This is a genomic window from Nitratireductor aquimarinus (assembly GCF_017255295.1).
In the GTDB taxonomy this organism is placed as follows: domain Bacteria; phylum Pseudomonadota; class Alphaproteobacteria; order Rhizobiales; family Rhizobiaceae; genus Nitratireductor; species Nitratireductor aquimarinus.
In genome coordinates, this window is the sequence record NZ_JAFKDE010000007.1 from 94,399 (window position 1) to 106,507 (window position 12,109).

Below are 12,109 nucleotides of genomic sequence, written 5' to 3' on the forward strand. Positions count from 1 at the left end.
ATACTCTAGACCCGCCTGCATGCGGACTGGAGGTACGGCCCCGGCGCGGCGCGTCAGTCCCCGTTGTCCGGATCGATCTGCAGATGCTCGGCGACAATCGCCGCAGCCTGCGTGAACGGCAGCACGCCGGCGCTTCCCTGCCATGGCCTCGCATCGCCGGCGAGAAGCAGCGGAACCCGCTCACGCGTGTGGTCCGTGCCTGTCCAGGTCGGGTCATTGCCGTGATCGGCGGTCAGCATGAGCAGGTCGCCGGGGCGCAGTTTCGGCAGAAGCCCGGCGAGGCGGCGATCAAACCACTCCAGCGCCCGCGCATATCCCGCCACATCGCGGCGATGGCCGTAATGACTGTCGAACTCGACGAAATTGGCAAAGACAAGATCGCCATCGGCGGCATTTTCGACCGTCTCCAGAAGCCGGTCGAACAACGCGTCGTCGTTCGGCCCCTTCAGCACGCGGGAAATGCCCTTGCCGGCGAAGATATCACCGATCTTGCCCACGGCATGCACGGTGCGGCCAGCGGCCACCACGCGGTCGCAGATCGTGTCGCCGGGAGGCGGAATGGCGAAATCGCGCCGGTTGGCGGTGCGGGTGAAGCCGTTCTCCGCATCCCCCACGAAGGGCCGCGCGATGATGCGGCCCACATTCATCGGATGGAAAATCCCGGCTGCCGCCTCACACAGACGTAACAGCCGTTCGAGGCCGAATGTCTCCTCATGCGCAGCGATCTGCACCACGCTGTCAGCCGAGGTGTAGACGATCGGCGCGCCGGTCTCCATGTGCTCCGCGCCAAAGCGCTCCAGCACATCCGAGCCCGAACCATGCGCATTGAAAAGCGTGCGTTCCAGCCCGCCTGCGCGCCGCAGCCGCGCCATCGCCTCTTCCGGAAAGGCCGGAACTTCGTGTGGGAAATAGTGCCAGTCCCTGGTGAGCGGCAGGCCTGCCAGCTCCCAGTGCCCGGTCTGGGTGTCCTTGCCGGCACTTTCTTCCTGAAGGGCCGCCCAGGAAGCATAGGCCTCGGGTGCGGAAAGCCCCGGCGCGGACTGGCCACAGGCCAGTTCGAGCGCGGCTCCAAGGCCAAGCGCGGAAAGATTGGGCAGATGAAGCGCGCCGGAGCGCCCCTCTTCCGCCCGGCCTGCGGCGCAGGCTTCGGCGATGTGCAGAACCGTGTTGGAACCGGCATCGCCGAACCGCTCGGCATCCGGTGCGCCGCCTATGCCCACCGAATCCAGAACGCACAGGAAGACACGACCGTTCACAGACATTCGTCACCCTTCCGCGAAGCGCGCCTCCATACGACGCCGCAACGCTTCGAATATTTCATAAAAGCTCCAGCCCATGAGGGAGAGGAGCAGCACCATGCCGATCACTGTGGCCGTGTCGGCGTTCTCCTGTCCAGAAGAAAGGAGGTAGCCCACGCCCTCATTGGCGCCCATCAGCTCGCCGATCACGGCAGCCGTCATGGCAAGCGTGGTCGCCACTGTCGCGCCGGCAAAGAGCGTCGGCAGCGCCGAAGGCAGTTCGATATGCAGGAAGCGCTGCAGGGGCGAGAGCTTCAGCACGCGCGCCAGATCCAGATAGGATTTGTTGACGAAGCGCAGGCCCGAAAGCATGCCCGTCATCACCGGGAAGAAGGTGACGATGGCGATCAGCACCACTTTGGGAGCCGGCCCAAGACCGAGCCAGAGCAAAAGCAATGGCGCGATGGCGATCTTGGGCGCGGTCTGCAGAAGCAGGATGAGCGGCGTGGACATCCGCTCGGCAACGGGAAAGCGGGCAAACAGCAATGCGGCCGCGACGCCGGCCAGAGCGCCGAGCAGGAAGCCCCAGAAGATCTCGATCAATGTCACATAGACATGCCCCAGAAGATTGGCGTTCTTGTAGAGAAACACCATCCGCTCCATGACGGCTGCCGGGCTTGGCAACAGATAATCGGGCACATTGAAGAGGAACACACCGCCGCCCCAGAGGGCGACGATGAGAACCAGACCCGCGATCCCGCGCTTCAGCATGGCTTATTCGCCGATCGAGGAAGGATCGACCACGAAGTCGGCAGCCTTCGGCGCTTCGTCGACGACTTCATACTTCGCCAGAATGTCGGCATTGGCCTGCCAGGCGTCGAGATCGGCAGCGCCGAGGCCCTTTTCCCTGGTCAGGTCGCTCTGCCAGACGGAAGCGACGAAGCTGTTCTTGAATGCCGTGGAGAGAAGCTCCTTCTGGTCGGCCCAGGTCGGCGTGTACTTCTCGAAGGAGATTTCGAGAGCATCGTCCACGTGACCGTCGATCACCCACTCATAGGATGCGGTGACGGCATTGGTGAACCGCTTCACGAGATCCGGGTTTTCCTCGAGCAGGCGGCTGGAGGTGACAACGACATTGCCGAAGGACGGCAGGAAATCGTTGGACAGGATCATCGTGACATCGACGCCGGCGCCTTCCAGATTGTACTTGCGCAGCTCGGAGAACACGATGGCGTCGACCTGGTCGCTCTGCAGCGCCTGAACGATTGCACCCGTGGAAACAACTTCAAGCTTGATGTCGTCGAGCGAGAGGCCCGCATCCTGGAGGCCGACCTGAAGCTGCAGGTAGTTGGGTGAGCCGAGCGAGGTGACGGCGACCGTCTTGCCCTTCAGATCTGCATAGGTTTCGATGCCGGTTTCAGCCTTTGCCAGCAATGCGCCAATGCCGCGCTGGTAGGTGGTGTGAACCACTTTCACCGGCAGGCCGTTGGCCGCAGCCGCCACAACGGCGTCGCCGTTCGGGAAGCCGAAATCCACATTGCCGGCGGCAATGTTGGTCAGGATGTCGGACGCGCCGGCATAGATGAACTCGACCTCGATGTCCTGATCGGCGAAGAAGCCGTTTTCAACACCGGCATAAAGCGGCGAATAGAAAGGCACTGCAGCGCCGTCGATCTGCATGACCACCTTGTCGGCAGCAAGTGCAGCAACACCCGAAGCAATAAGGGCAAGCGTGGCTACGCCGGTTTTCAGCATCACATTCATTGTTCTCTCCTATTGGGACGCATCATGCGCGAGAGCCCGGCCCGCAATGCGGAGCAGGTTTCGCTGCGTGTTTTCATAATCGACAAGCCAATTGTCGGTGGCGCGATTGCCGTGCACACCCAAGAGGCAGGCCGCCCTGAGGCCAAGAGCCCGGCCAACGGCCAGGATCACCTGCGATTCCATTTCCACTCCGATGGCCCCCTCGGCAAGGAAACGGTCCAGATATCCAGCGTCCGGGCTGTCGACCGCATCAAGCCTGAGCGGCCGGTCCTGCCCGAGGTAATAACTGTCGGTCGAGGCGATCATGCCCCGGTGCGCGCCGAGCCCCAGCGCCGCAGCACTTTCTTCCAGCGCAGACGCGAGTGCGGGATCGGCCTCCGGCGTGTAACCGTGTTCGGCATAGAGCGCTGCAACGCCGGTCAGGCCGGTCGCCGTGTGCGGCACGATGTAATCGCCCGTGGGAATTTCCGGCACCAGCGCGGAGCACCCGCCGATGCGGATGAGACGCTTTGCGCCCAGCATGGCGAGCTCAACCATGGCGATCTCGGTCGACGGACCGCCAATGCCGCTGGAACAGATGGTCAGACGCCGGCCTTCAAACGTTCCCGTTACAAGCGCAAACTCGCGCTTGCGGCCGAAATCCTGCACATCGGTGAGCATGTCGCGCAGCAGCGCAACACGGTCGGGATCACCCGGCACCAGAACATCTTCGGCCACATCGCCCGGCCCACAGGGAAGATGCGGCGGGCGACCGCCGGAAAACGGCAGCCGCGCGGTGGGTTTTGAACTATCGGCCATCCTGCACCTTCCATGACAAGAGACGCCCCTCGATCACACCGAGAAGCCCGTGAAGGGCGATGCCCAAAAGCGAAGTCAGAAGCACCGCGCCAAACAGCAGCGGCGTCTTGTAGGTGGCGGAGGCGAAGGTCATCAGATAGCCGAGGCCGTCGCTGCCGGAGATCCACTCGGCAAGGATCGCGCCGACGAGCGCCTGCACCGCGCCGATCTTGAGACCGACGAAAATGCCCGGAAGCGCCGCCATCAGATCGATGCGCCAGAACAGCGAGAACGGGTTCAGCTTCAGAAGCTTCGCAAGGTCGTGCATGCGGCTGTCGATGCTGCGGAAGCCGGCAAGCGCGCCCATCAGAACCGGGAAGAAAACCAGCGAGACGATGAGCACGATCTTGGCCGTGAGGCCAAGGCCGAACCAGACGACGAACAGCGGCGCAAGCGCAATCTTCGGCGCGGTCTGGAAGACGACCAGAGGGCCATCCAGAAAGGTCGAAAGCCGGGGCATCTTGTAGAGCAGGTAGGCGACGGCGATGCCCGCCACGCTGCCAATGCCGAGCCCCAGAAGGATGTTGCGCACGGTGAACCAGAGATGCGGCCACAGTTCGCCGCTCACAAGCGAATCCCAGAGCGTCGAAACCGTGCTTTGCGGCGACGGCAGGAGATATTTGGGAATGCCCATCGGCCCGCTGGCGTACCACCAGGCCACGGTCAGCAGCGCCAGCGCCACACCATATTCGAAAACGGGACGAAAGCGGCTCATCATTCCGTTTCCCGCATGTCCTGGCGCAGCTCCGCGACCAGTTGATGATAAGCGGGATCGAGCTTGGTGGCCTCGCCGCGCGGATGCGGCAGGTCCACCGTGTAGGTCTTCTTCAGACGACCGGGACGCGGCGACATGACCATGACCTCGCTGCCGAGATAAGCCGCCTCTTCAACGCTGTGCGTGACCAGAAGAATGGTCTTGCCCGTGCGCTGCCAGATGCGCAGCAATTCGTCGTTCAGCGTTTCTCGGGTCAGAAGGTCCACGGCGGAGAACGGCTCGTCCATCAGAAGGATCGGCGGATCGTCGGACAGCGCCCGGGCAATGGCCGCACGCTGGCGCATGCCGCCGGAAAGCTGTTTGGGCAGCGCGTCCTCAAAGCCGGAGAGCCCCACCAGTTCGATCAGTTCACTGACGATCCGGTTGCCCTCGTCGCGGCGCACACCGGCGGTGTCGAGCGGAAAGCGGATGTTGTCGCGAACGGTCTTCCACGGCAGCAGAACGGCGTCCTGAAACACGAAACCGACCGGGCGTTTGGCCGAACCCGTATCGAGTTCGATCGTGCCGCCGGAAGCGTCTTCCAGCCCCGCAATCAGACGAAGGAAAGTGGACTTGCCACAGCCGGACGGCCCGACGATGGAGACAAATGCACCCTTTTCAATCCGGTGATCGAGAGGCGCCAGGGCGAGGATGCTTCCACCATCAAGATCGAAGCTCTTCGTCAGACCAGAGGTTGTTATCAATCTGAGACCTTTCAGAGGTAACTGAACCGATTAGACGCATAAAAATGCGACGTTTCAACGCATATTCTCAAAATTTAGACACCTTGTCCAGCGACGCCGGGAAGGCAGCGCCTGTCGTGAATGCGACGCGGATCATCACAGGATTTTCCAAAGCGTTTTGGGAGGCCATGACAAGCGAGAAAAATTCTCAAAAGAATTCAGCACATTAAAAGTAGACCGTCACAACAGAAACAGACACACCAGAATATTCATCGAGCATTACATGACGCCGACTAATTTCTGCAACACGCATAGAAGAGCGACGCGCACCAGAGACTGGAGGGGAAATTCTAATTATTGATACAAGTCGTTTTCTGCTCCGTCTCCCGACGCCCCGGACCGGCCATCGAGAAAATCTCAGCCCACGTCACAACAAGCCCGGGGAAGCGCGAAAACGCGCGCCCCGGCTAACAGTTCAACGGGTGATTAGCGGATAAATGCGCGGCTCGTCAGACGCTGCTGCGGCAATCAACAATCAATTTTGCTGGGAAACGATTATTCGAACGCTCAGCCTAGCTGGCGCGCCGCCCCAGGGCCGTCTCGATGTTGCGGGCCGACTGGCGCACGGCGTCGGACAGCCGCTGCGTTTCGGCGCGCGCCTTGGTCTCCGGCAGCACGATGGAGATCGTCGCCACACAGGCCCCCGTCTCATCACAGATCGGCGCGGCAATGCAGGCGACGGCATATTCCGAAGCACTCATCTGCACTGCGAGCCGCTCGCTGAATTCGCGCCCGGCCTGTTCGGCAAGCAGAACCGCATCGGTCTCGGCGCGCCCGGTGGTCGAGGGCCGCGCGATTTCACTGAAGATGCGCACGCGCTCGGCCTCGTCGAGATGGCCCAGCAGCAAACGGCCTGACGCCGTCCAGTTAAGCGGCACACGCGTGCCCACATCGGACGCGACATTGAAGTGATCCTCACCGCGCGACATGCCGATCACCGTCATCATGTCATCGTCGCGCGCGCAGATCTGAATGGTTTCGCCCAGCTCTTCCGCCAGCGCTTCCATCTCGCGCTTGGCTTCCTTGAACACATCCATGCGTGAACGATAGGTGAGGCCGTAGCGCATCAGCCGCGGGCCGAGCCAGACGGAATTCTCCCCGCTGCGCGACAGCATGGAGCGCTCCAGAAGCTCATCGACAATCTTGTAGATGGTCGAGGCCGGCGCACCGGTGGAGCGCGCCAGATCATAGGTGCTCATCGGCTGCTGGCGTTCGGTCAGAATGTCCAGAATCTGAAGCGTCCGGTCGATGGCCCCAACCCGCTTTCTCGCTTCACCGCTCATCTGACGCTCCCGCTGCCGTTTCCATTCAGCCGCCTTAGCACGCACCCGCACCCAACGGGCAGAGGGCGCACGCAGACTTGACGGATGTTTAGCACGCATATACCGTTATTGTAAAATATAATACATAATAATGGAGGAGAGAATGGCATTGAAGATCATTGGGAAGTTCACCGGAAAATCATCCCTTCTGAGCGCCCCTCTGGCCGCCCTTCTGGCCGGAAGCGCGCTCTCGCTTGCAGCAGGCCCGGCATTTGCCGAGGGCAAGACGCTGGACGTCGCGATCATCGGTGAGGCCGACACGTTCGACCCGATGATGTCGACCAAGGACGTGGTCTCCATCGTCACCCAGCATTTCGTCGAGACGCTCTATACGTTCGATGGCGGCTGGAACATTGCGCCGCTTCTGGCGACCGGGCTGCCGGAAATCAGCGATGACGGCCTCACCTACAAGATCGGCATCCGCGAAGGCGTCACCTTCCATGACGGCTCCAGCATGGATGCAAAGGACGTCGTGGCGTCCCTCGACCGCTGGCTGAAAGTGGCCACACGCGGCAAGGGCGTGGCCGACAAGGTGGCGTCCGTCGAAGCGACCGGCGATTACGAAGTCACCATCACGATGAAGGAGCCCTATTCGCCGCTCCTGTCGCTGCTGGCCTTCTCCAATTCCGCCGCGGCGGTCTATCCGGAAGAGATCATCGCCGACACGATTGAAACCGTGGTTGGCACCGGCCCCTACAAGATCGCCGAGCACATGCCGGACCAGCATCTCCAGCTCGTGCGCTTTGAAGATTACGCCTCGCGCGACGAAGCGTCGGACGGCGCTGCCGGCAAGCGCGAACAGCTGGCCGATGAAATCCGCTTCATTCCGGTTCCCGATCCGAACACCCGCGTCGAAGGGCTTCTGTCCGGCCAGTTCGACTTCGCCGACGGCCTGCCGGCTGAAAGCTACAAGCGCCTTGAAGAGAACGAAACGGCCGACCCGCTGCTTCTCAAGCCGTTCGGCTGGCCGATCTTCGCCGTCAACCACAAGGATGGCCTCCTGACGGACAAGAACATCCGTCTGGCTGTTCAGGCGGCGCTGCCCATCGATGACATGCTGTTTGCCGCCTTTGGCGACGACAATTTCTTCATCACCGACGGGCCGCTCTACCCGGAAGGCTGGGCATGGCGCACGGAAGCAGGCGCCGAACTGTTCAACCAGAACGACCAGACCAGGGCCGGTGAGCTGCTCAAGGAAGCCGGCTATGACGGCACCCCGCTGCGCATCCTCACCTCGCGCCAGTATGAGTTCCACTTCAAGATGGCCGAAGTGGCCAAGATGGCGCTGGAATCGGCAGGCTTCAAAGTTCAGATGGACGTGGTCGACTGGGCAACGCTCGGCCAGCGCCGCGACGATCCGGCCGTCTGGGACATCTACATCACCCATTCGCCCTTCCTGCCCGAGCCGGCGCTCACCTCGCTCTATGACAAGTCGTCCCGCCTTGGCTGGTCGAACCCGGAGAAGGACAAGATCCTCGACGCGTTCACCAGCGAGACCGACATTGCAAAGCGCAAGGAGCTCTTCGCCGAACTGCAGAAGCAGGTCTTCGAGGATGTAGGCTTCATCAAGATCGGCGCATTCAACGCGCTTCAGGGCACCCGCAAGGGGCTTGAAGGTGTGCCGGCTTCTCCGTGGCCCTTCTTCTGGAACGCACAGGTCCAGTAACGGCCACTCTTCAGGGGCCGCTTCGCTCCCGGCGGCCCCTTTTTTGGATATGAGTTCGGAGAACGCGTATGGCGCGCTATATCCTCAAGCGCATCCTGGGAATGTTCATCGTCATCTTTCTCGTACTGACGATTGCCTTCCTGATCGTTCGTCTTGCGCCGGGTGATCCCGCCGCCCTGATGCTGGGGCCGGAGGCAACGCCTGAAGAAACAGCCGCGCTGCGCACCGAACTCGGCCTCGACCGCCCGATCGTGGTGCAATATTTCACCTTCGTCGTGAACGCGGCCCAGGGTGACCTCGGCACCTCGCTGTTCTTCCGCCAGCCGGTCACGCAGGTGCTGGCGGCGCGGGCCGAGCCCACCATCTTCCTCGCGCTTTTCTCTCTCGTGTTCGCGCTGGTCATCGCAACACCCATCGGCATCTACGCGGCCTATCGGCGGGGCTCGTTTCTCGACCAGAGCGCCATCAGCACGGCCATGCTCGCCGCCTCCATTCCCAGTTTCTGGACCGGCCTCATGTTCCAGCGCTATCTGGCCACCGATCTCGGTCTCTTTCCCGCATCGGGCTATGGCGGGCCGGACGCCAGCTTCATCGAGCGGATGGGCTATCTGATCCTGCCCTCCATCGTGCTCGGCATCGTCAATTCCGCGCTGATCCTGCGCTTCACCCGCGCGTCCATGCTCGACATTCTGGGCGAGGACTATATCCGCACCGCCCGCTCCAAGGGCATGGGCGAACCGCGCGTCGTGCTGCGCCACGCGCTGAAGAATGCGGCCATTCCCATCATCACGGTCATCGGCCTCACCTTCGCGCTTCTGGTTTCCGGCGCGGTGGTCACCGAGCGCGTGTTCAACATTCCCGGCATGGGAAACCTGGTGGTCAGCGCGGTCCTGCGCCGCGACTACCCCGTCATTCAGGGCGCGCTCATCGTCGTCGCGTCGCTCTATGTGCTCATCAACCTTGTCACGGACCTGCTCTATCTGACCGTCGACAAGCGTGTTCGGTACTAGCGCATCGGCCCGGAAACCGGAATCGATTTCCGGAAAGCGCAATGCGTAGATTCAATAGGTTAGAGCGTCCTTTGTGCGTCCGAATGGACGCACGGCGCTCTAGGGAGAAGGCATCATGGCCGCTGCATCCGCTGTCGCAGATCAACCAAAATTCTTCACCGCCCTCTTCTCAAGGCGCGCCGTTCTCATCGCACTCGTCATCTTCGTCGTGCTCGTCCTTCTGTGCGTCTTCGCCCCGCTCATCGCACCCGCAGATCCGGCGAAAATGTCGGTGCGCGCACGCCTCACCGCGCCCGGCGCGGATTATCTTCTGGGGGCGGACGCATTCGGCCGCGATGTGTTCTCACGTCTTCTCTATGCGGGCCGCGTGTCGCTCTCCATCGGGCTTGGCGTTGCCGCTGTTTCTTCGGCCATCGGCATCGTGATCGGCCTGATGGCCGGCTTCTTCCGCCGGCTGGACGCTCCAATGTCGCGCCTTGTCGATGCGATGATGGCCTTCCCGGACATTCTTCTGGCCATCGCACTGGTCTCGATCCTCGGCGGTTCCATCGTCAATGTGGTGATCGCCCTCTCCATCGTCTACGCGCCGCGCATTGCGCGCATCGTGCGCGCCTCAACGCTGGTGATCCGCGAACTGCCCTATGTGGAGGCGGCGGTCTCGCTCGGCTCCTCCACCTTCTTCATCATGACCACCCATGTGCTGCGTAACATCCTGTCGCCCATCATCGTGCAGGCAACCTTCATCTTCGCCTACGCCATGCTGGCGGAGGCCGGGCTCTCCTTCCTCGGCGTCGGCATCGATCCGTCAACGCCGAGCTGGGGCACGATGATCAATGAGGGCCGGCAATATATCGATCAGGCGGCATTCCTGATCTTCTTCCCCGGCATCGCGATCTCCATCGCAGTGCTCTCCCTGCAATTGATCGGCGATGGACTGCGCGACGCGCTCGACCCCCGTTTGAGCAAGGATCTTTGAGACATGGCGCTCAGGCTTACCAATTTCCGCCCTGTCGGCCTCGACAACGCACCGGCTGAAATCTTCATCGGCGATGACGGGCTCGTGGCCGGCACGCTGATCGCCGGCGCGGAAACCATCGACTGCAAAGGCGCATATCTTTCGCCCGGCTGGTGCGATTTGCATGTGCATGTCTGGCACGGCGGCACGGATATTTCCGTGCGCGCTTCCGAGGCCGGCCGCAAGACCGGCGTTACCGCCATGGCGGATGCGGGCTCATCCGGCGAAGCCGCATTTCATGGCCTGCGCGAATATGTGATCGAGCAGCAGCAGGAGACGGTTCGCGCCTTTCTCAACATCGGCTCCATCGGGCTTGTCGCCTGCAACCGCGTGCCGGAGCTGATCGACCTGCGCTCCATCGATGTGGACCGCACGCTGGCCGTCGCCGAAGCGAACCGCGATGTCATCTGCGGCATCAAGGTGCGGGCAAGCGGCGTCATTTCCGGCGCATGGGGCATCACACCGGCAAAGATCGCCAAGCGGGTCGCGGAAATTCTCGATCTGCCGCTCATGGTTCATATCGGCGAACCGCCACCGCTGATCGACGAAGTGTTCGACATTCTCACCCCCGGCGACATCGTCACCCACTGCTTCAACGGCAAGAAGGCCGGCTCGATCCGCGACACCAAGGCGCTGTTCGCGCAGGCGCAGCAACTGGCGGGGAGCGGCGTGCGCATGGATATCGGCCATGGCGTCGCCTCGTTCAGCTTCGACACCGCGCGCGAGGCCATCGCCAACGGGCTGAAACCCTGGTCGATCTCCACCGATCTGCATCTGCGGAATGTGAACGGGCCGGTCTATGACCTCGCCACCACCATGTCGAAACTGCTGGCCGTCGGCCTTTCCTTCGACGAGGTCATCGCCGGCGTGACCGAACGCCCCCGCTCCGTTCTGGGCCTTGGCGCATCGGGCGGCGCGACACCGGGTCAGAAAGCCGATTTCACGGTCTTCGATGTGGATGCCGCAAACATCGACGCCATCGACAGTCTCGGCGGGCATCTGACACTCGAAAAGCGGTTCGAGCCGCGCCTCACGGTCATCGGCGCATCGGCCATGCCGGCCGCAAGGAGGAGCGCATGAACGAACCCGTTCTCGACGTCCGCAATCTGCGGGTCGCCTTCCGCGCCCGCCGCTCTTCGGTGACGGCGCTGCGCGATGTCAGCTTCACGCTGCACCCGGGCCGCACGCTGGCGCTGGTGGGCGAAAGCGGCTCGGGCAAATCCGTCTCCTCGCTCGCCATTATGGGGCTTCTGCCGCCCAATGGCGCGGTGACGGGTGGCGCGATCCACTATCGTGCGGTGGACGGCAGCGTCTCGGACCTCACGAAAGCATCGAAAAGCGAGATGCGCGCACGACGCGGCGCGGAGATCGCCATGATCTTTCAGGAGCCCATGTCCTCGCTCAATCCGCTGTTCACCATCGGCGACCAGATCGGCGAGATGCTGCTCCTGCACACGGATCTCGACGCCAGGCAGCGCCGCCAGCGGGTTCTGGAAATGCTGGAGCTGGTGGAAATTCCCGCCGCCGCATCCCGCATCGACAATTATCCGCACGAGCTTTCCGGCGGCATGCGCCAGCGCGTGATGATCGCGCTGGCCATGGTCTGCAACCCCGCCCTGCTGATCGCCGACGAGCCGACCACGGCGCTCGACGTGACCATTCAGGCGCAGATCCTCGATCTGATGCGCCGCCTGCAAAAGGAACTCGGCATGTCGATCCTGTTCATCACCCACGACATGGGCGTGGTGGCGGAAATGGCC

11 protein-coding genes and 1 pseudogene are annotated in these 12,109 nt (G+C 62.4%); 5 read left to right on the plus strand and 7 right to left on the minus strand.

Going from position 1 to position 12,109, the window contains the following annotated elements; all coding sequences use genetic code 11:
- Positions 1-53: 53 nt before the first annotated feature.
- The 7 genes from JYP46_RS13245 to JYP46_RS13275 all read right to left on the minus strand — a co-directional run bounded on the left by JYP46_RS13245 (position 54) and on the right by JYP46_RS13275 (position 6,619).
- Complete coding sequence (locus tag JYP46_RS13245; protein WP_206548351.1) at positions 54-1,262, minus strand: phosphopentomutase; 1,209 nt, start codon at positions 1,260-1,262, stop codon at positions 54-56.
- Positions 1,263-1,265: 3 nt separating this feature from the next.
- Complete coding sequence (locus JYP46_RS13250) at positions 1,266-2,009, minus strand: ABC transporter permease (RefSeq protein WP_113153181.1); 744 nt, start codon at positions 2,007-2,009, stop codon at positions 1,266-1,268.
- A 3-nt stretch (positions 2,010-2,012) separates the two neighbouring features.
- Positions 2,013-3,002 carry an ABC transporter substrate-binding protein gene (locus tag JYP46_RS13255; protein WP_113153182.1) on the minus strand — a complete coding sequence of 330 codons (990 nt, stop codon included), beginning with the start codon at positions 3,000-3,002 and terminating at the stop codon, positions 2,013-2,015.
- 9 nt (positions 3,003-3,011) lie between these two features.
- Complete coding sequence (locus JYP46_RS13260; protein WP_206546173.1) at positions 3,012-3,800, minus strand: nucleoside phosphorylase; 789 nt, start codon at positions 3,798-3,800, stop codon at positions 3,012-3,014.
- The gene (locus JYP46_RS13265) at positions 3,790-4,554 is read right to left on the minus strand and encodes an ABC transporter permease (protein WP_224924960.1); all 765 of its coding nucleotides are present in this window, start codon (positions 4,552-4,554) and stop codon (positions 3,790-3,792) included. The genes JYP46_RS13260 and JYP46_RS13265 overlap by 11 nt, the downstream gene beginning before the upstream one ends.
- Positions 4,554-5,297: an ABC transporter ATP-binding protein gene (locus JYP46_RS13270; protein WP_113153184.1), complete on the minus strand. Its 744-nt coding sequence runs from the start codon at positions 5,295-5,297 to the stop codon at positions 4,554-4,556. The genes JYP46_RS13265 and JYP46_RS13270 overlap by 1 nt, the downstream gene beginning before the upstream one ends.
- Positions 5,298-5,848: 551 nt before the next feature.
- Positions 5,849-6,619 carry an IclR family transcriptional regulator gene (locus JYP46_RS13275; protein ID WP_113153185.1) on the minus strand — a complete coding sequence of 257 codons (771 nt, stop codon included), beginning with the start codon at positions 6,617-6,619 and terminating at the stop codon, positions 5,849-5,851.
- A 142-nt stretch (positions 6,620-6,761) separates the two neighbouring features.
- Between JYP46_RS13275 and JYP46_RS13280 the strand changes: the two genes are divergently transcribed.
- The 5 genes and pseudogenes from JYP46_RS13280 to JYP46_RS22385 form a co-directional block, all read left to right on the plus strand.
- Entirely contained in the window at positions 6,762-8,324 is a 1,563-nt protein-coding gene (locus JYP46_RS13280; RefSeq protein ID WP_206548352.1) for an ABC transporter substrate-binding protein, read from the plus strand.
- Between the two features lie 68 nt (positions 8,325-8,392).
- Positions 8,393-9,334: an ABC transporter permease gene (locus JYP46_RS13285; protein ID WP_206546171.1), complete on the plus strand. Its 942-nt coding sequence runs from the start codon at positions 8,393-8,395 to the stop codon at positions 9,332-9,334.
- A gap of 115 nt (positions 9,335-9,449) precedes the next feature.
- A complete protein-coding gene (locus JYP46_RS13290; protein ID WP_206546170.1) occupies positions 9,450-10,310 on the plus strand; it encodes an ABC transporter permease in 861 nt (286 codons plus the stop codon).
- Positions 10,311-10,313: 3 nt separating this feature from the next.
- Positions 10,314-11,429, plus strand: coding sequence for an amidohydrolase/deacetylase family metallohydrolase (locus JYP46_RS13295; protein ID WP_206548353.1), 1,116 nt, complete (start codon positions 10,314-10,316; stop codon positions 11,427-11,429).
- A gap of 68 nt (positions 11,430-11,497) precedes the next feature.
- A pseudogene (locus tag JYP46_RS22385) lies at positions 11,498-11,980 on the plus strand (ATP-binding cassette domain-containing protein); the annotation flags it as partial.
- Positions 11,981-12,109: the final 129 nt, after the last annotated feature.

What these genes read in the sequence shown, in the direction of transcription:
- JYP46_RS13245 (WP_206548351.1), bottom strand. Translation starts at nt 1,262, where the DNA reads ATGTCTGTGAACGGTCGTGTCTTCCTGTGCGTTCTGGATTCGGTGGGC.
- JYP46_RS13250 (WP_113153181.1), bottom strand. Translation starts at nt 2,009, where the DNA reads ATGCTGAAGCGCGGGATCGCGGGTCTGGTTCTCATCGTCGCCCTCTGG.
- JYP46_RS13255 (WP_113153182.1), bottom strand. Translation starts at nt 3,002, where the DNA reads ATGAATGTGATGCTGAAAACCGGCGTAGCCACGCTTGCCCTTATTGCT.
- JYP46_RS13260 (WP_206546173.1), bottom strand. Translation starts at nt 3,800, where the DNA reads ATGGCCGATAGTTCAAAACCCACCGCGCGGCTGCCGTTTTCCGGCGGT.
- JYP46_RS13265 (WP_224924960.1), bottom strand. Translation starts at nt 4,554, where the DNA reads ATGAGCCGCTTTCGTCCCGTTTTCGAATATGGTGTGGCGCTGGCGCTG.
- JYP46_RS13275 (WP_113153185.1), bottom strand. Translation starts at nt 6,619, where the DNA reads ATGAGCGGTGAAGCGAGAAAGCGGGTTGGGGCCATCGACCGGACGCTT.
- JYP46_RS13280 (WP_206548352.1), top strand. Translation starts at nt 6,762, where the DNA reads ATGGCATTGAAGATCATTGGGAAGTTCACCGGAAAATCATCCCTTCTG.
- JYP46_RS13285 (WP_206546171.1), top strand. Translation starts at nt 8,393, where the DNA reads ATGGCGCGCTATATCCTCAAGCGCATCCTGGGAATGTTCATCGTCATC.
- JYP46_RS13290 (WP_206546170.1), top strand. Translation starts at nt 9,450, where the DNA reads ATGGCCGCTGCATCCGCTGTCGCAGATCAACCAAAATTCTTCACCGCC.
- JYP46_RS13295 (WP_206548353.1), top strand. Translation starts at nt 10,314, where the DNA reads ATGGCGCTCAGGCTTACCAATTTCCGCCCTGTCGGCCTCGACAACGCA.